The following is an 18,820-nucleotide window of genomic DNA, read 5'->3' on the forward strand; positions in this document are numbered from 1 at the left end:
AGTCCGCGCTCGGCTCATCGTCGCCGACGACAAGGGCCACTGCACTTTCAGAACCGTTGCATGGCCCTGCGCGGCCTGCATGGTCAATGCTGTTGCCCTCTTCCACCGGGGCAACCGCATGAAACACCGTATGACGTCGATCGCGCTCATGTTGCTGGCGCTGATGGTGTGCTGGCAGGCCGAAGCGTCCAGGTTCAAAGCCACCAGGATCTTCGTCGTCAAACCCTCGGTTGCCTTTGAGTCAACCCAGCTGAGCGACAGGCACCTGGATGCGTGGATGAGCAATGACGACCACTGCCGCGATTTCCTGATGTACCACGATCAGTGTGCCGTGCTGGTACTGCCGGATGAGTACGACGACGGCTTTACGCGCCGCCAGCTGCGGTTGAAGGCAAGGCAACTGCCGGGCGAGACACTGGGCGCGTACTGCCGCGACCTGCATGTGCTGTGGAAGCAGCAGTGGAAGGGCCAGTGCCCGGTCGGCGAAGAAGACGACGAAGCGGCGTGACGCCAAGGGTCCGGCCCTTGATCTGCGTCATTCCATCATGGGCGCAGCAGCAGTCTGATGTCCTCACCCACCTGGCGCTGGTCAACCACACGCAGGCGGCGCTGCTGGTCCATCGCATTGATGCCGAGGCCGGCCAGCAATGGGCGTCCATTGTCGCCCAGCAGCGTGGGGGCCTGGTAAAGCAGCAGTTCGTCCATCCAGCCGCCGCGCAGCAGCGCACCGGCCAGGGTGGCGCCGGCTTCGGTATGCACTTCGTTGATGCCACGCTCGGCCAGCAGCGCCAGCACCGCGCCCAGATCCAACCGGCCCTCTGCGCTGGGCACGCTGGCAAATTCTGCGTCAGCCGCATCCGGCGCACTCACCGCCGCATCGTGCATGTACAGCGTCGGTGCCCCGCCCTCGCGCACGCGGCCGCACTCGAGCGAACGCAGGCGCGAATCGAGTACCACGCGCAACGGTGGCATCACTTCGGTATCGGCCAGGCGCACGGTCAGCATCGGGTCGTCGGCCAGCACGGTGTCGGCGCCGGTCAGGATCGCACCAGCACGCGCACGCCAGTGCTGCACGTCTTCGCGTGCGGCTGGACCGGTGATCCACTTGGAGCTGCCGTCGGCCATCGCGGTACGGCCATCAAGGCTCGCGGCCAGCTTCACCCGCAACCACGGCCGATTGCGCTCCACGCGTGACAGGAAGCCTTTGTTGAGCTCACGTGCCTGCGCCGCCATCAGCCCTTCGGCAACCTCGATGCCGGCGTTGCGCAGCAGATCGAAGCCACCGCCATCGACCTTCGGGAACGGATCGCGCATTGCGGCAACCACGCGCGACACGCCCGCTTCGATCAGCGCCAGTGCACACGGCGGTGTGCGCCCGTAGTGGGCACAGGGCTCCAGAGTGACGTAGGCGGTGGCACCGCGCGCCTCGCTACCGGCCTCGCGCAGCGCGAACACTTCGGCGTGCGGTCCACCGGCGCGCTGGTGCCAGCCCTGCCCGACCACGCGTTCGCCATGGGCGATCACGCAGCCGACCATCGGGTTCGGGCGGGTGGTATAGGCAGCGCGCTCGGCCAGGCGCAGCGCGTTGGCCATGTGCAGGTGGTCGAGGACGGAGAACGAAGTGGTCATGCGGCCATGGTAACGCTGCCGGTGTGGATCCATGCCATCAGTGCCAACCAAGGTTGGCACCCACCAGAGCGAAGGAGATCCACGCCATCAGCGCCAACTGAGGTTGGCGCCCACCAGAGCAAAGGAGATCCACGCCCTCAGTGCCAACCAAGGTTGGCATCCACCAAGGCAGAGGCGGTCAGCCCTTCTTCTTCTTGGTCAGGGCAATCACGTCGCCCAGCAGCTGCAGCTGTTCGGTACTGGACGGCAGGTCGCGTTCAAGCTTCTCGATCTCCTCGCGGAAATCGGCCACATCCTCGAAGCTGCGGTAGACCGAAGCGAAGCGCACATAACCAACATGGTCGAGCTTGCGCAGTTCGTTCATGACGAACTCGCCGACCTTGATCGAGGGCACTTCGCGCTCGCCGCTGATGCGCAACTGGTGGACCACGGCACGTACTGCCGCTTCGATCTTGTCTTCGGCCACCGCACGCTTCTGCAGCGCGCGGTCGAAGCCAGCGCGGACCTTGCGCTGGTCGAACGCTTCGCGGGTGCCATCGCTCTTGACGATGGCCGGCAGCTTCAGCTCGACTGTTTCCATGGTGCTGAAGCGCTCGCCGCAGGCTTCGCATTCACGCCGACGGCGGATCGTCGCGCCGTCTTCAGAGACGCGCGAGTCGATGACCCGGGTATCGGCATGTTGGCAGAAGGGGCAATGCATGGAACGCCTGGCTCAGGGAAGTACCTATTGCCACGGTCATGGCAGCGTCGCAAAGGTACCTGAGAAGGGGCCCGGCAGCAAATGCTGTCTCCGCGGAAGTGCCTGCATTTCGGTCGAACCGAGCCTTCAGCGCGGTCAGCGCTGCGCGTTCAAGCGGGTGCCGGCGGCGCCGAGGCCGCGCGCGCCCAACGCAACCACACCAGGTGCCCTGCCATCACCAGCAGCGGCGGGCCAAAGCCGAGGAAGGCCAATGTAGAGATTTCCCCGTGCTTGAAGGTGAAGTACAGCGTGGCGGCAACGACGCCCAACGCGGCCAGCGCCCCCACCCCCAGCCCTACCCAGGCAACAACCGGGGAGTGGCGCAGGCCGGTGACACCGCGCCACAGGAACAGGCCGCTCAGCCACAACCAGGACAACGCGCCCAGGATTCCGGCCGACGACCACAGCAGCAACAGCCTGTGCTCGTCGCCCGTCAGGTACTTGCCGTCCCATACCACCATCAGCCCCAGCACGGCACCCGTACCGCCTGCCGCCACGGTGGGCAGGCCTACCAACAGGCCGGCGATCGCCATCCAGCGTTTGTGCAGACGCTCATCCATGCGTTCGATTTCCTTCCATGGGCCACGTCATGCGCGGCGTTTGATCCACAGCAGCATCGCGGCCGGCACCAGCATCGACGGGCCCAACAGCAACACGCCGATGCCTTCGGCGTTCACGGCGATGCCCCACCACAGCGCCAGCCCCAGCGGCGGCAAGGCAGCGAGACCGCCTGCCAGCAGCATCCACCACCAGACCGGTCGCACCTGCAGCCCGGCACGCCCCTGCAGCAGAAAACCCGCGCTCAGCCACAACCAGGCCAGGCAGCCGGCAATGCCGGCCAGGCCCCACAGCGGCATCACCGTCACCGAGGCCAGCGTGCCATGGCCGAACTGGCCCAGCCCCATCAGCAGCAGCATTGTCGCCGCCGCGCCCCCCATCACCAGGCTGGGCAGACCGAACAGAACCGCCAGCGCGGTGTACAGGTACTTGAGGCGGCGCTCATCCACGCGGGCCTACTCCTTTGACCGTACCGGGCCGGATGGCTCGCCCAGGGCGTCAGCACGCAGCCGCAGGAGGATCAACATACCGGTGGGCACCAGCAGGGACGGCCCGGCGAACAGCCCGCTGAGCACGGACGAACCCAGCTCGGCGAAGTAATACAGCGCCATCGCCAGCAAGGGCAGGCCTGCCAGCACGCCCAGGCCCAGCAGCAGCCACCAGCGGCGTGATGCCATGTGCAGCCCGCGTGCACCATCGCGCAGCCAGACGATGCTCAGTGCGACCCAGGCCACGAGGCCGGCGATCGCGCACGATCCCCACGCGAACATGCAGGCGGCAAACCACAGTTTGTCCGCGTCCAGTGAGACGAGCCCGATCACCCCCATGACCACGGCGATGCAGGCGCCGGCACCGCCGAAGAACAGGCTGGGCAGGCCGAACAGCACCGCCAGTGCGATGTACAGGTACTTGAGGCGGCGCTCATCCATGCGCGGGATTCCTGATGACGGGGTCAGAGCCCTTCCCTGCGGGAAGGGATCCGAGCCCTGCGTCGATCCGGAAGGCGGGGTCGGATCCCTTTCCGCCAGGAAAGGGCTCTGACCCCGGCCCTGATCAGCCGTAGACCGGGTACTTGCGGCACTGCGCGCTGACGGCATCGCGCACGCGGGCAATGACGGCGTCATCGTTCGGCGCGTCGAGCACGTCGGCGATCCAGTTGGCCAGGTCCACGCAGTCCTGTTCGACGTAGCCACGGGTGGTCACCGCCGGGGTGCCCAGGCGCAGGCCCGAGGTCACGAACGGCGAACGCGGGTCGTTCGGCACCGAGTTCTTGTTGACGGTGATGTGGGCCTTGCCCAGCGCCGCTTCCGCGTCCTTGCCGGACACGTCCTTGCCGATCATGTCGACCAGCATCAGGTGGTTCTGGGTGCCGCCGGAAACGATCTTGTAGCCACGCTCGATCAGCGTATTGGCCATCGCCTGGGCGTTCTTCACCACCTGCTGCTGGTAGGCCTTGAAGCCCGGTTCCAGCGCTTCCTTGAAGGCCACGGCCTTGCCGGCGATGACGTGCATCAGCGGACCACCCTGGATGCCCGGGAACACGATCGACTGCAGCTTCTTGACCAGGTCTTCGTCGGCGCCCTTGGCGACGATGATGCCGCCACGCGGGCCGCGCAGGGTCTTGTGGGTGGTCGAGGTGACCACGTGAGCATGTTCCAGCGGGCTCGGGTAGACGCCGGCGGCGACCAGGCCGGCGACGTGCGCCATGTCCACGAACAGGTAGGCACCGACCTTGTCGGCGATGGCACGGAAGCGCGCCCAGTCGATCACCTGCGAGTAGGCCGAGAAACCAGCCACGACCATCTTCGGCTTGTGCTCCAGGGCCAGGCGCTCGACTTCGTCGTAATCGATCAGGCCCTGGTCGTTCACGCCGTACTGCACGGCGTTGAACAGCTTGCCCGAGGCATTCACCTTGGCACCGTGGGTGAGGTGGCCGCCGTGGGCCAGGCTCATGCCAAGGATGGTGTCGCCCGGCTGCAGCAGCGCGAAGTACACGGCCTGGTTGGCCTGCGAACCGCTGTGCGGCTGCACGTTGGCATAGTCCGCACCGAACAGCTGCTTCAGGCGGTCGATCGCCAGCTGCTCGGCGATGTCCACGTATTCGCAGCCGCCGTAGTAGCGCTTGCCCGGGTAGCCTTCGGCGTACTTGTTGGTCAGCTGGCTGCCCTGGGCTTCCATCACCGCCGGGCTGGTGTAGTTCTCGCTGGCGATCAGCTCGACGTGGTCTTCCTGGCGCTGGGTTTCAGCGGCGATGGCCTTGGCCAGTTCGGGATCGTAGGATTCGATGCGGACGTCACGCGGGAACATCGGGTACTCCAGCAGGCAGGGAAAAGGGGTACGGCTCAGCCCTCGATTGTAGCCCCGCACTGGCCCGCTGGGGCCGAAACGGACGGGGCCGGCATTCCCGAAGGAATCCGGCCCCGTATGGTTTCGAGGGATGTTGTGGGGTCAGAGCCCTTTCCGATGGAAAGGGGTCCGACCCCGGCCGCGATCTCAGCGGCTGCTGAGTACGTACTGGGCGATCACACCGGTCGCGATGGCGACCAGCAGCATGTTGCCGCGATCATCGCGGATCCACTGGTGGCCGTACGGCGGGCGGCGCAGGTTGTAGCGCGGGTAGTCGTTCACCACGTAGATCGGGCCACGGTAGTAGTCGCGGTAGCGGTGGCCGACCTTCCAGCCGTAGCCGGGGCCATAGGCAGGGCGATAGACCACCCGCGGCGGTGCCGGACGGTAGTAGCGGTCATGGTCGCGGTGCCAGTCGCGGCGGTCGCGCTCCCAGTCGCGCCGGGCCTCGCGGCGGTCGCGCTCCCAGTCACGGCGGTCCTGGCGCCACTCACGGCGATCCTCCCGCCATTCACGGCGGTCGTGGTCGCGGCGATGGTCGTTGTCGGCGAAGGCCGGGGCCACGGCGCCCAGTGCCAGCACAGAGGCCACGGCACTGGCCATTACTCGATTGATGCGCATGTCAGACCTCTGCTTGGGTGGGTGGTGAACCCATATTGCGCAACCGATCTGAACCGTTTCCGGCTGGAAACGCTTCCCGCTGCAGGACTGTGACCGAGTATTCAGGCGATAGCCAGCCCGGCGGCGCCTCCCGGGAGCGGCCCGGAACCGGTTCCGGCTATAATTGGTGGTATTCCATTTCAGTCTGTGCCCGCTGCCGCAACGGGATGTTCCCGTGACGGGTCGGGCGCAGGGCCGCGCCTACGGAGACCGCATGTCCTCGCAATACATCTACACCATGAACCGCGTGTCCAAGGTGGTCCCGCCCAAGCGGCAGATCATCAAGGACATCTCGCTGTCCTTCTTCCCGGGCGCGAAGATCGGCCTGCTGGGCCTGAACGGCGCCGGCAAGTCCACCGTGCTGAAGATCATGGCCGGCGTGGATACCGATTTCGAGGGCGAAGCCCGCCCGCAGCCCGGCATCAAGGTCGGCTACCTGGCGCAGGAACCGGAGCTGGACCCGACCAAGACCGTGCGTGAAGCGGTCGAGGAAGGCGTGGGCGAAGTGCTGCAGGCCCAGGCCGCGCTGGAAGCGGTGTACGCCGCCTACGCCGAGGAAGGTGCCGACTTCGACGCGCTGGCCAAGGAACAGGAGCGCCTGGAGGCGATCCTGGCCGCTGGCGACGCACACACGCTGGAAAACCAGCTGGACGTGGCCGCCGACGCGCTGCGCCTGCCGCCGTGGGAGGCCATCGTCGGCAAGCTGTCAGGTGGTGAAAAGCGCCGCGTGGCCCTGTGCCGCCTGCTGCTGCAGAAGCCGGACATGCTGCTGCTCGACGAACCGACCAACCACCTCGACGCCGAGTCGGTGGAATGGCTGGAGCAGTTCCTGGCGCGCTACACCGGCACCGTGGTGGCCGTTACCCACGATCGCTACTTCCTGGACAACGCCGCCGAGTGGATCCTGGAACTGGACCGCGGCCGCGGCATTCCGTGGAAGGGCAACTACACCGACTGGCTGACCCAGAAGGACGAGCGCCTGAAGCAGGAAGACAACCAGGAAAAGGCTCGCCAGAAGGCGATCCAGAAGGAACTGGAGTGGTCGCGCCAGAACGCCAAGGGCGGCCGCACCAAGGGCAAGGCCCGTCTGGCCCGCCTGGAAGAGCTGCAGTCGGTCGATTACCAGAAGCGCAACGAGACCAACGAAATCTTCATCCCGCCGGGCGAGCGCCTGGGCAATGCGGTGATGGAGTTCAAGAACGTCTCCAAGAAGTTCGGCGACCGCCTGCTGTTCGACAACCTGAGCTTCCTGGTGCCGGCCGGTGCCATCGTCGGCATCATCGGCCCGAACGGTGCCGGTAAGTCGACCCTGTTCAAGATGATCACCGGCCAGGAAAAGCCGGATACCGGCGAGATCGTGGTCGGCCCGACCGTGAAGCTGTCCTACGTGGACCAGAGCCGCGACGCGCTGGAAGGCAACCACAACGTCTTCCAGGAAATCGCCGGCGGCCTGGACATCCTCAACATCAACGGCATCGAGATCCAGTCGCGCGCCTACATCGGCCGCTTCAACTTCAAGGGCCAGGACCAGCAGAAGATGGTCGGTTCGCTGTCCGGTGGTGAGCGTGGCCGCCTGCACATGGCCAAGACCCTGCTGCAGGGTGGCAACGTGCTGCTGCTCGACGAACCGTCCAACGACCTGGACATCGAAACCCTGCGTGCGCTGGAAGATGCGCTGCTGGAGTTCCCGGGCAACACCTTCGTCATTTCGCACGACCGCTGGTTCCTGGATCGCATCGCGACCCACATCCTGGCGTTCGAAGGCGACTCGCACGTGGAGTTCTTCCAGGGCAACTACCGCGAGTACGAAGAAGACAAGCGCCGCCGCATGGGCGACGACGCCGCGCCGAAGCGCCTGCGCTTCAAGGCGCTGAAGTAAGGCAACCGGAAAGGCCGCGCTCGCGCGGCCTTTCTCCTTTTTGCAATGTGTACCGACCATGCATGCCGGCCAGCGGCCGGCATCTACCCATGAGCGCCCCCATGTCCCTGTTCGAGCGCCTGTTCCAGCTGCAGCAGCACGGCACCACCGTGCGTACCGAGCTGCTGGCCGGTGTCACCACCTTCCTGACGATGTCCTACATCGTCTTCGTGAACCCCGAGATCCTCGGCACCACCGGCATGGATGCGGGTGCGGTGTTCGTGGCCACCTGCCTGGCCGCCGCACTGGGTTCGGCAGTGATGGCGCTGGCCGCCAACTTCCCGGTCGGCATGGCGCCGGGCATGGGCCTGAACGCGTTCTTCGCCTTCACCGTGGTCGGCGCCGCCGGCCTGCCGTGGCAGCAGGCACTGGGTGCGGTGTTCATCTCAGGCCTGGTGTTCCTGGTGCTGTCGCTGACAGGAGTACGCGCGTGGCTGGTATCGGGTATTCCCTCATCGCTGCGCTCGGCCATCGTGGCCGGCATCGGCCTGTTCCTGGCGATCATCGCGCTGCAGAAGTCCGGCGTGATCGTCGGCAATGAAGACACACTGGTGGCGCTGGGCCCGTTGAACACGGCGCCCCCGCTGCTGGCACTGGCCGGCTTCCTGCTGATCGCGGTGCTGGAAGCGCGCCGCATCCGCGGTGCGATCCTGATCGGCATCCTGGCCGTGACCGGCGCTGGCTGGGCGTTGGGCGACGTGCAATACCAGGGCCTGGTCTCGCTGCCGCCGAGCCTGTCACCCACCTTCCTGCAGCTGGACCTGCCGGGCCTGCTGCACCATGACGGCGGCGCACCCATCGCAGTGCTGCTGCAGGTGGTGCTGGTGTTTGTGCTGGTGGAAGTGTTCGATGCCACCGGCACGCTGTACGGCGTGGTCGGTCGCGCCGGCCTGCTGAAGCTGCCGGGTGCGCAGAAGCGTTTCGGCCGCGCGCTGCTGGCCGACAGCACCGCGATCGTGGCGGGCTCGATGCTCGGCACCAGCAGCACCACGGCCTTTGCCGAAAGCGCCTCCGGCGTGCAGGTGGGCGGCCGCACCGGCCTGACCGCACTGGTGGTGTCGGCGCTGTTTCTGGCGGCGCTGCTGTTCTCGCCGTTGGCAGCGATGGTGCCCAGCTATGCCACCGCGCCGGCCCTGTTGTTCGTGGCTGGCCTGATGCTGCGTGAGCTGGTGGAAGTGGACTGGAGCGACCTGACCGAATCGGTGCCAGCCGCGCTGTGTGCGCTGGCGATGCCGTTCACCTACTCGATTGCCAACGGCCTGGCGTTCGGCTTCATCGCCTATGCCGCGCTGAAGGCGGGTACCGGGCGCTGGCGCGAAGTCCATCCGGCGGTGTGGCTGGTGGCGGTGCTGTTCACCCTGCGCTACGCGTTGGAATAAGCGGTAGGCGATGCCGGCCAGCGGCCGGCACTACCACATGGTGATTCACCTGCCACCTTGGGCGCGATGCCGGCCAGCGGCCGGCACTACCAGGCGCGGGGTTCACCCGCCACGCACGGCGCTCTGGGATGATGCAGGCATGGTTCGGCCCGACCTTCCCGCGGATCCGTCTTCGCCGTTGCGCCGCCGGCTGCTGCGCGCGGCGGTGCTGGCGCCGTTGGCCAGCATGCTCGCCACCCTGCCCGGCTGCTCGCTGCCGGTGCAGGTGGATGGCACCTTCCTGCAGCCGTGGCGCAGCCACCTGCAGTGGGGCCTGGCCGACTGGCAGCGATCCTTGAAGCTTGCGCGTACGTTGGGCTGCCGTCAGCTGGTGCTGCAGTGGACTGGCATCGTCGGTGGCAGCGACGGCGACTGGTCGCTGCCCGACGGCAGCCTGCAGCAGCTGTTCACCGCGGCCAGCGAGAACGACATCCGCATCCGCGTCGGCCTGCCCTTCCAGCAACGCTGGTGGCAGGCGATCGGGGCCGACGATGCCACGCTGCAGGCGTTCCTGGCCGACAGCCTCGCGCATGCACGCAACTGGTTGGCACAGGCCCCCTGGGCGCAGCAGCCGGCCTTCGAGGGCTGGTACCTGCCCTACGAACTGGAGCAGTACCACTGGGCTGACCCGGCCCGCCAGCAGTGGCTGGCGCAATGGCTGCACCGGCTGGTGCAGGCCGCCAGCGCGCGCGGCGGCGACTGTGCGATTTCCTGCTACTTCAGCCGCCTGCAGACCGACGGCAACCTGGTCATGCTGTGGCAGGCGGTGCTGGCACAGGCCACGCTGCGGCCGATGGTGCAGGACGGCGTGGGCGTTGCCGGCGCTGGCAACGTGCAGCAGCTGCAACCGCTGCTCGATCATTTCCACGCACACGGCATCGGTTTCGATGCGATCGTTGAGTTGTTCCGCGAGCTGCCCGGCGGTCCCGCTGATGGCAGCGGGTTCAAGGGCGAAACCGCCGATGCCGCGCGCATCCAGCGGCAGCTGGCGTGGGCACGCGACAGCGGTGCGCAGCACGTGCTGGTCTATGCGCTGGAGCCGTGGCTGACCCAGGACACGCCGCAGGCCGCGGCGCTGCGACGACGTTGGGGCCTGCCTCAGTAGTAGAGGATGGCGGTGGCGAACAGGCCCTTGGCACGCTGCGTATCACCACCGCCGATCGCGAAGCGGTACTGCACGGTCAGGTCCAGGTAGGAACGCGGCGTGTTGTAGTGGTCCTCGCGGAACCAGTAGCGCACGCCCACGCCTGGCCCTGCGCCGAATGACCAGCTGCGCTGCGTATCGTTGAGCGCGAACGACTGCGCCGGGAACAGCGGGTAACGGATGTCGTGCACCCGCGAGCGCTGGTCCAGCCAGTCCGCCCCCACCACCACATACGGCGTGACCACCCAATGAGTCTGCCCGGCACCAAAGCGGAAGCTGCGCCCGGCGCGTAGTTCACCGGCAGCGAACCACTGTTCGCGATGCAGGCGGCCGTTGGCATCGCCGATTCGACGCACCGGCGTGCCATTGGCATCGAGTGCATCGAGGGTGAAGTGCGCGCTGTTGTCATCCCAGGTATAGCCGCCCTGCGCGTAGCCGCTGACCATCCACCACTGGTTGACGTCGGTGCGCAGATCGATGCCGTGGTAATAGCCATAGGTCAGGTAGGACATCCAGCCACCGGAATCGCTGGCCAAGCGGTAGCGGGCCAGCGTGCTGGCTTCCAGTGGCGGGTTCCGGGCCAGCTGCAGGCGGCACTGCACGGCCGCCGATGCGGGGTAGACCTCGCCCTGGCGGGTTGCGCTGCCGAGGAACTGGCGGCGCTCGAGGCCGGCGCTCAGGCCGGTCTGGCCGAAGGCGTAGCGCATGCCGAACGAAGCGATGGTGGACGGCCAGCCGGTGGTGGAACGCGAATGGCTGAGGCGCTCGGCGCGTGCGCGCGCATCCGGCGTTGATTCGCCGGTGCACGGGTCCACCGCGCGGATCGATTCGTAAGTGCCGCCCTCGTCGTACAGCGTGTTGAGCAGGCGTGCGTAGAGTTCCAGCGTGCCATGCTGGTCGTTGAAGGCCGGGGGCCGCCAGAACGCCTCCAGCGTGCTGAACACCGAATCGCCCGGCGTGCTGATCGCTGCACCGCCGACATTGGTCGCCGCCTGGCGCGCACCACGGAAACCCGCCGAGGCGATCACGCCCCACTCGCGCGAGTAATTGGCGATGGCATTGCGCACGTTGTAGCGTTGGCGTTCATCCAGTGGCAGCTCACCGGCATCGGCGCGATCAATGGCGCTACGCAGCAGCGTCACCGCCTGTGGATGGTCACCGTTGGCTGCGCTGGCGTAGGCCTGGTCGAGCACTACGCTTTTCGGTGCCTTGCCGGTGGCCTCGGCGGCCCGGAAGTCGGCCAGTGCGCGCGCCGGCTCATGGGCCTTCTGGTTGAGGTAGCCGCGCTGCATCAGCGCCCCCGCGTCATCAGGGCGCTGTGCCAGTGCCGCATCCAGGCGCTGCCGCGCTTCGTCCTGCTGGGCACGGTTGCCCGCCGCCAGCGTGGTGGTCAGCAGGCCTTGCAGGTTCGCGTCGTCCGGCGCGAGTTGCACGGCCTGCCGTGCCTCACCGATGGCATCGGCGTAATCCTGGCGCGCATAGGCAGCGTAGGCACGCTGTGCGGCACCACCATCGCCCTGCAGGTCGGCCGGCATCAGCTCGCAGAGGCTGCCGCTGTCAACGGACTGGCAGTGCTGGACTGGTGCCAGGTACGCTTCGGCACCGATGCGGGGAAGCTCGCGACTGGAGCGGATCGCCCGGCTGCGTTGCTCGATGCCCTGCTGCAAAAGCTGCTGTGACCGTGCATCGCCTTCACCTGCCGGTACCGCCGCCTGCAACGGTGCCAGCAGTGCAGCTGCGCGCACCCGATCGCCTGCGGCCAGCGCCGCATCCACCGCCAGCAGGCGCACGTTGCGCTGCTGCGTTGCTGACCCCGGCGCAGCGAGCGCGGTGTCGAAGTCCTCATTGGCGAGCACGGTATTGCCCTGGCGCTGGCGCAGGTAGCCGCGCATCACCCGTGCATTGAGGTCGTTGGCATCCACCTGCAATGCCGCATCAGCACTGTGCTCGGCGTCGGCCAGTTGATCGCCCTGCAGCTGCGCGGTGATCAGCAGCAACCGGTATGAAGCAACGTCGGGGGCCAGCTCCACGGCAGCGTGCGCCTGCTCAATGGCGGCGGCATTCTCGCCTGCAGACAGCGATTGATAGGCCTGCTGGGCCAGCAGCAGCGCGCGTTGGCGGCCCAGTGCCACGCGCCGCGCGCGCAACTCCTCGACATTCGGTGCGCCCAGCTGCAGCGCGGTACCGATGGCGGCGTCGGCCTGTCCGGGCTGTTGCTGTGCCTCCAGCGCCGCCACCCACAGCAGCGCCCATGCGCCCTGTTGCGGCTGCTGCCGGAACGCCTGCTCGGCCTTGCTGGCGGCGACGCCCATCTGGCCGGCGTCGTAGGCCGCATAGGCTTCGGTTGCCAGCATATAGGCCTGCCGGCTATTGCGGTCGGTCACCGTCGCGGGTGCACGCGGTACCGCTCCGGTACGCGCCGCACCTCTCCTCGTCCTGGGCGCAGCGGCCAGCGCCGGCAAGGCCGGATCCTTCAACCCCGCATCCAGTGCACGACGTGCCTGCTGCTGCGCCTCGGCACCCCGCCCCAGTTTCTGCAGCGCATAGATCTGCAGCAGGCGCAGCCGCACCACGTCCGGGCGCAACCGGATTGCTTCGCTGGACTGCCGGTAGGCCGCGGGGTAATCGCCACGTTCATAGGCGGCAAACGCCTGCTCGGCGATGCGGTAGGCGGCACCGGACAATGGCAGTGGTGCATCGGTCTGTGCCAGCACCGGCGCGGCGGCCGTGGCCAATGCCACGGTGATGACAGTGGACAGCAGCGTGGTCTTCATGCCGGCAAGGCTCCGGGCGGCGGTGACTGCAGCGTGGCCGCACGCCGGCGCTGCTCCTGCATGGCCTGGGCCACGGCCTCTTCAGTGGTGATGCCCTGCTTGACCAGGTAGTCGCCGATGCGGCCGTCGCGCTGCGGCATGTAGTCGTCCAGTGCGATCTCGAAGCGTGCGTGATCGATCAGGCGCATTTCCACCAGCAGATCGCCCAGCAGGGGCACGGTGTCCAGCTGCCATTGCCGGTCGCCACCGATCAGCCGCAGGCCGGCGTTGATCTCGCTTTCGCGGGCGATGCTCTGTTCAATGTGGTTGCTGCGCGTCTCCTGCTTCAGCAGGGCCAACGCGTCTTCGGGCAGCGGGCTGGCCACGGCCAGCCGCAGGGTGCCTTCCTGGCGCGGCGGCAGCGGCAGCATGCGCCATTGCACGCAGGCATCGGCACTGATCGGGAACTGGCAGGCGCGCAGGTAGTCCACGTCGATCACCGCGCGTGGCAGGTCACCCTGGAAGGCGATGGCCTCGGCCAGCGTTTCATCATCCAACCAGCCCTGGGTGAGCAGGATGCGGCCCAGCGGTTGCTGGCGGCCTGCCTGCTGCTGCTCCAGCGCCTGCTGCAGGCGTTCGGGTTCCACCGCCTGCCAGGTGGTCAACAGCTCACCGAGCTGCTTGCGGGTCTGCACCAGCTGCGCCGCATCGGGGAAGTCGTGCATGGTCTTGTCCCAGACCATGCGCTTGCCGAACAGCAGGTAGGCCAGGAACACCTTCCAGGCACGGGCGGTGGCCATGAAATTGATCATGTTGCCGACCACCATGCGCGGGATCGACATCAGCGCGTGCTCCCAGCCGTACAACCGGTTGACGAAGTAGAAGCGCTGCACGACCCGGGTCGCCAGCGCTGCGGTGGTCAGCAGCGCGACATTCATCTGCCAGGTACCGGCCTGGAACACGCTGGGAAACTGCATCGTCCACAGCCCGGTCATCTTCAACAGCCAGAACAGCAGCAGTTGCAGGAAGATGATGTAGGCGATGATGCTGACGAACGAGGTGATGATGCCCTTTCGGTCGCGCGCCAGCAGGTACTTGGTGGCCAGCGATCCGCGCCAGCCCAGCGACTCCCAGCTCTGCAGGCCGATGCCCAGCACCCAGCGCGCCTTCTGCCGGTACGACGCGCGGAAGTTGTCGGGGAAGTACTCGCGCACGCACAGCGCCATCTGCTGGGTGCGCTCGCGCACCGGCCCCCAGCCGAACCAGGATGGGCGGCGCACGCGGAACTGCACCGGAAAGCGGGCGAAGATCGACTGCATGCCCATGGCTGCCAGCCTCGCACCGACGTCGTAATCCTCGGTGAGGCTGTCGGTGTTGAAAGGCTGGTTGTCGGTCTGCGCGCTCAATGCCAGCAGCGCGCGCCGCGAGAAACAGGTACCAACACCGGCCGACGGCACCATGCCGGACACGCTCTCGCGCACCACCAGATCCTTGGCGTGCCATTCGGCGAATTCGTCCATGTAGACCCCGGCCACCAGTTCGTACCACTCGCGGTCCAGTGAGGTGACCGGCAGCTGGATCATGTCCTTGCGCGGCAGCAGGTAGTTGTAGAAGCGCAGTTCCATCGGGTGCAGCACGTCCTCGCTGTCGTGCAGGATCACGCCGGCGAATTCGATGTCGTGGCGCTTTTCGTAATCGAAGATCGCCAGGATCAGCCAGTTCAGGCAGTCGGCCTTGCTGGTCGGCCCGTCGTGCGGCACTTCAACGCGGCGCAGGCGCTTGTAGCGGCGGCGCATGCGCTCGACTTCATCGATGGTCTGCTGGTCGTTGGGATAGGTGCCGACGAACACGACGTACTCGCGGTAGTCGAGCACGTTGATCATGTTCTCCACCATCTGCGCGATGACGTCGTACTCCATCCACGCCGGCACCATGATTGCCAGCGGCTGTTGCGGCCGCTGCATCAGGTCTTCCTGGGTCAGCGGCCGGTACGCTTCGCGGCGCTTGATGGTGAGCGCGCGCCAACTCTCGCGCACCCAGTACCAGACGTCGATGAACAGATCATCGAGGCTGGAGATCAGGATCAGCACGGCCACCGCCGCCGCCGTGGATTCCAGGACGGCGTAGTAGTTGGCCAGCTGGATGTTCCAGAACAGACCGTCCACGGTGGATCAGTGCCCTGTGTTGGCGGACTTGCGGCGGCGCACCTGGGTGACGCGGGCGGCCAGCAGCGCGAACACGATCACGCCGACCAGCAGCAGCAACCAGACCATGTGCCGTTCCCACTTCGATTGTGGATTGCCATCCTGGGCAACTCGGCCCCCGTAAGGATCCTGGCGATCGAACTCGCGCACGGCATCGCTGCCGTCGAGCACCGCCAGATCACCGCGCAGCAGCCGGAACGGTGCGCCGAACGACGGTGCCTGTGCACCCAGATCGCTGTACAGCACGCCAAGCTGGCCGCCGGAGGTGCCGACCTGCACCACCGCGGCGCGATCCAGGCCGCTGACATCCAGCAGCGGCTGAGGCTTCCCGCCGATCAGCAGGTGGCCGTCCTTCAGGCCGGCCACATCGACACCCGACGGCGCCACACCGAAAGCCAGCCACGGCGCACCCGGGCTGACCGCCGCACCGGCATCGACCACCTTCAGCTCCGACGCCTCCGGTGACGCGCCCACTGCACTGGCCACCGCGATCACCTTGCGCAGCGATGCCGGCGCGTCCTGCAGCCACGTAGCGGGCACGAACATCTGGTTGCCGCGTGACAGCTGGCTGCTGGCACCGACGAAGTCACTGCCCAGCGAACGCTTGGCCAGGGTCAGGTGGCTGCTGGGCAGGATCGAGACCGGATACGCGGTGGCCGGATCGTGGCAATAGGGGCGTGCCGGCTGGCGCAGGAAGCTGACGCGGATCTCGTTGCGTGCCGACAGCGCGTAGGCCGGCACCTTGGCCACCAGCCGCTGCGGCTGGCCGTTGGCCGACAGCACCTTGCCGCCCAGCAGGTAATCGTTGAAATGGATCGTGGCCACCGCGCCCTGCCCGGCCGCATTGGGGGCCGCCGAGACGTCGATCACCACCTCCTCGGGCAGGCGCCCATCGGCCGACAACGCGCCGAGGTCGAAGCTGGCGCTGCGGTCCGCGCGGGTCACGACATCCACCGTGCCGGCGATGTTGCCGAGTCGACTCAGCAGCACCTGGTCACCGTCCAGCTTCGGCGTGCCCGCTGCGCTGACCTGCAGGCTTCGGCCCAGTGCATAGCTGCGCCACTGTTCGGCGAACAACCCGGCGACCTTGCCCGCCGCCGGCGGATCGACCACCAGCGTCGGACGGCCGGCAACGGCCACCACGCTGACCGAGGCGGTGGCCGCGGGCTTTTCCAGGCCGCCCATGTCGGTACCGCGCCACGCGGCGAACGCCGTGCCCGCGTCAGCGCCAGCGGTGGCAACCTGTGCGGCCAGCGCATCCAGTGCCGTGCGCACGCCAGCGCGCAATGCGTCGCTGCCGATCATCACATCGGCAGCCAGCGGCCCACTGTCACGCAGCGACAGCAGTGCCCCCACTTCGGCCAGATCCTTGATCGCATGCGCGCGCTCGCCTGCGGCCAACGCGGCATAAGCGGGCACCCCCTGCAGGCTGGCCGGGATGCTGATGCCGGTCAGGTCGAGGCTGTCACCGACCTTGGGCAGTGCCACCACCTGCACCTGCTTGCCACCGGCCTGCAGGGCCGCGCCAATGCGCCAGGCCGCGTCATAGATGGGGGCCTGCAGCGCCTTGCCGTCCACCAGCAGGCGCACCTGCGGGGGCAGCGCGCCCCAGGCCTTGGCCACGGTGTCCACGGCGCGGCCGTCGAAGCGGTAGCTGAAGCGCGAGTCCGGCGACAGCCGCAGCACGTTGGCCGGCGCGCTCTGGTCGGCACATTGGTAGTCGGACACGATCGACCACCAGCCGACGCCGACCCGAACGAAGCCGTTCTGGCGGGGTTCGCCATCGATGGCCAGCAGCTGGCTGGCGTCACCCTGTGCATCGGTGATCGAGCGTGCGGCGATCGGATCGCCATCGACCGACCACAGGCCGGACGTGCGCCCGGCATGGCCGCGCACGTAGCGCCCGTCCAGCTGCAGCTGCGCATCGCGGGTGGCGACACCGGCCGGCACCGGCAGGTAGATCTCGCGCTGGCTCTCCTGCCCGCTGAGCACCAGCGGTTGGCGGAAACCGAGTTCGCGCAGGGTCATCTGCCGGCTGACCGTGCTGTCGCCGCTCCACTCGGCGAACTGGCCGGCGACGCTGTCGGCGGCATGGGCACTGCCAACCACGCCCGACAGGACGAACGCGGCGGCGGATGCAAACAGGGGAGAGCGGCCGGTCTGGGTCATGGCGTCACTTCGCGTGGGTGGGGGTGGACGGCGCCGCTGCTGCGGAGGCCGGGCGAGAATTCGGGAAGCGGCGTGCCACGCAGGGCGGCGACGATGCGCGCGCTGGCACGGCCATCGCCGTAGGGGCTGGCGTGGGGATCGAAGCGGGTCGGGTGCGGTGGTTGTGCCAGTGCCGCATTGACAGCTTCGACAATGCGCGAGGGCGCGGTGCCGACCAGCGTCACCACACCGGCCTCGACCGCCTCCGGGCGTTCGGTGACGTCGCGCATGACCAGTACCGGTTTGGCCAGCGCCGGTGCCTCTTCCTGCACGCCACCGGAGTCGGTGAGGATGACGTCGGCGCGCTGCATCAGCCGCACGAAGCGCAGGTAGTCCTGCGGCGGCACCAGGTGCACGTTGTCGAGATGGCCGAGGTGGGCGTTCACCGGGCCCTGCACGTTCGGGTTCAGATGCACCGGGTACAGCACCTGCAGGTCCGGCCGCCGTGCCAGTTCAGCCAGCGCACGGCAGATGTCCTCGAAGCCCTGCCCGAAGCTCTCGCGGCGGTGGCCGGTGACCAGCAGCAGGCGACGATCGGGGTCAAGCATGTGGAAGGGTTCGTCAGCCCGCGCACGCAGCGCCGGGTCGGCATCCAGGCGCTCTACGGTCTGCTGCAGGGCATCGATGACGGTGTTGCCGGTGACCAGGATCTGCCCGCCCAGGTGTTCACCGGCCAGGTTGGCGCGCGAGCTGGGCGTGGGCGCGTACAACTGGTCGCCGACCACATCGATCACCCGCCGGTTCATTTCCTCCGGCCACGGCCGGTTGATGTCACCGGTGCGCAGTCCGGCCTCGACATGACCGATCGGAATGCGGTGGTGGAACGCGGCCAGCGCCGCGGTCATCGCCGTGGTGGTATCACCGTGCACCAGCACCCGGTCGGGACGGACCTGCGTGTAGAGCGCGTCAAGCCGTTCGAACAGCCTGGAACACAGGCCATTGAGGGTCTGGTTGGGCACCATGACATCCAGGTCATGGTCGGCGGTGATCTCGAACAGCGACATCACCTGGTCCAGCATCGCCCGGTGCTGGCCGGTGATGCAGACCACCGATTCGATGTCCGCAGCCTCGGCCAGGGCCCGCACCAGCGGCCCCATCTTGATCGCTTCCGGTCGCGTGCCAAACACCGACAGGACCTTCACCGCAGCGCTCCGGACAGCCGGTGCGGGGAAATGCCAGGAGCTGTAGCCACGTCTGGATCCTTTCGGCGTTCCCGTCCAATACCCGCAGGCAGGAGACGGTC

15 protein-coding genes are annotated in these 18,820 nt (G+C 67.5%); 4 read left to right on the forward strand and 11 right to left on the reverse strand.

From position 1 onward, the window contains the following. Positions 1–79: 79 nt before the first annotated feature. The gene (locus tag AC5P6S_RS14110; RefSeq protein WP_012479133.1) at positions 80–508 is read left to right on the forward strand and encodes a hypothetical protein; all 429 of its coding nucleotides are present in this window, start codon (positions 80–82) and stop codon (positions 506–508) included. A 35-nt stretch (positions 509–543) separates the two neighbouring features. On the opposite strand, the gene ribD is transcribed toward AC5P6S_RS14110, so the two are convergent. The 7 genes from ribD to AC5P6S_RS14145 all read right to left on the reverse strand — a co-directional run bounded on the left by ribD (position 544) and on the right by AC5P6S_RS14145 (position 5,893). Next, positions 544–1,629, reverse strand: a complete 1,086-nt coding sequence (ribD, locus tag AC5P6S_RS14115; RefSeq protein ID WP_012479132.1) for a bifunctional diaminohydroxyphosphoribosylaminopyrimidine deaminase/5-amino-6-(5-phosphoribosylamino)uracil reductase RibD — start codon at positions 1,627–1,629, stop codon at positions 544–546. A 178-nt stretch (positions 1,630–1,807) separates the two neighbouring features. Further along, a complete protein-coding gene (nrdR, locus tag AC5P6S_RS14120; RefSeq protein ID WP_004143350.1) occupies positions 1,808–2,329 on the reverse strand; it encodes a transcriptional regulator NrdR in 522 nt (173 codons plus the stop codon). A 149-nt stretch (positions 2,330–2,478) separates the two neighbouring features. Continuing rightward, the gene (locus tag AC5P6S_RS14125) at positions 2,479–2,928 is read right to left on the reverse strand and encodes a hypothetical protein (protein WP_012479131.1); all 450 of its coding nucleotides are present in this window, start codon (positions 2,926–2,928) and stop codon (positions 2,479–2,481) included. A gap of 27 nt (positions 2,929–2,955) precedes the next feature. Next, complete coding sequence (locus tag AC5P6S_RS14130; RefSeq protein ID WP_005412223.1) at positions 2,956–3,375, reverse strand: hypothetical protein; 420 nt, start codon at positions 3,373–3,375, stop codon at positions 2,956–2,958. A gap of 6 nt (positions 3,376–3,381) precedes the next feature. Beyond that, positions 3,382–3,855 (reverse strand): hypothetical protein, encoded by a 474-nt coding sequence (locus AC5P6S_RS14135; protein ID WP_012479129.1) that lies wholly within the window; start codon positions 3,853–3,855, stop codon positions 3,382–3,384. A gap of 124 nt (positions 3,856–3,979) precedes the next feature. Continuing rightward, on the reverse strand, positions 3,980–5,233 hold the full coding sequence (gene glyA, locus AC5P6S_RS14140; RefSeq protein WP_005408051.1) for a serine hydroxymethyltransferase: 1,254 nt from the start codon (positions 5,231–5,233) through the stop codon (positions 3,980–3,982). Between the two features lie 186 nt (positions 5,234–5,419). Beyond that, a complete protein-coding gene (locus tag AC5P6S_RS14145) occupies positions 5,420–5,893 on the reverse strand; it encodes an RcnB family protein (protein ID WP_033834700.1) in 474 nt (157 codons plus the stop codon). A 253-nt stretch (positions 5,894–6,146) separates the two neighbouring features. On the opposite strand from AC5P6S_RS14145, the gene ettA reads away from it, so the two are divergent. The 3 genes from ettA (at position 6,147) to AC5P6S_RS14160 (ending at position 10,373) form a co-directional block, all read left to right on the forward strand. After that, the gene (ettA, locus tag AC5P6S_RS14150) at positions 6,147–7,811 is read left to right on the forward strand and encodes an energy-dependent translational throttle protein EttA (protein WP_100443142.1); all 1,665 of its coding nucleotides are present in this window, start codon (positions 6,147–6,149) and stop codon (positions 7,809–7,811) included. 101 nt (positions 7,812–7,912) lie between these two features. Continuing rightward, on the forward strand, positions 7,913–9,229 hold the full coding sequence (locus AC5P6S_RS14155; RefSeq protein ID WP_012479127.1) for an NCS2 family permease: 1,317 nt from the start codon (positions 7,913–7,915) through the stop codon (positions 9,227–9,229). Positions 9,230–9,368: 139 nt separating this feature from the next. Further along, complete coding sequence (locus tag AC5P6S_RS14160) at positions 9,369–10,373, forward strand: DUF4434 domain-containing protein (protein WP_495204645.1); 1,005 nt, start codon at positions 9,369–9,371, stop codon at positions 10,371–10,373. On the opposite strand, the gene AC5P6S_RS14165 is transcribed toward AC5P6S_RS14160, so the two are convergent. From AC5P6S_RS14165 to wecB, 4 genes are read right to left on the reverse strand one after another with little or no spacing between them, the layout of a single operon-like run. Next, positions 10,367–13,186 (reverse strand): NfrA family protein, encoded by a 2,820-nt coding sequence (locus AC5P6S_RS14165; RefSeq protein ID WP_012479125.1) that lies wholly within the window; start codon positions 13,184–13,186, stop codon positions 10,367–10,369. The two genes, AC5P6S_RS14160 and AC5P6S_RS14165, sit on opposite strands and share 7 nt — an antisense overlap. Then, positions 13,183–15,330, reverse strand: a complete 2,148-nt coding sequence (locus tag AC5P6S_RS14170) for a glycosyl transferase family protein (RefSeq protein WP_012479124.1) — start codon at positions 15,328–15,330, stop codon at positions 13,183–13,185. Before AC5P6S_RS14170 ends, AC5P6S_RS14165 begins: the two co-directional genes overlap by 4 nt. 6 nt (positions 15,331–15,336) lie before the next feature. Then, on the reverse strand, positions 15,337–17,538 hold the full coding sequence (locus AC5P6S_RS14175) for a cellulose biosynthesis cyclic di-GMP-binding regulatory protein BcsB (protein ID WP_100443140.1): 2,202 nt from the start codon (positions 17,536–17,538) through the stop codon (positions 15,337–15,339). Further along, positions 17,535–18,719, reverse strand: coding sequence for a non-hydrolyzing UDP-N-acetylglucosamine 2-epimerase (gene wecB, locus AC5P6S_RS14180; RefSeq protein ID WP_005408042.1), 1,185 nt, complete (start codon positions 18,717–18,719; stop codon positions 17,535–17,537). Before wecB ends, AC5P6S_RS14175 begins: the two co-directional genes overlap by 4 nt. Positions 18,720–18,820 lie beyond the last annotated feature (101 nt).

This window comes from Stenotrophomonas sp. YJH_SMC_119, assembly GCF_059368315.1.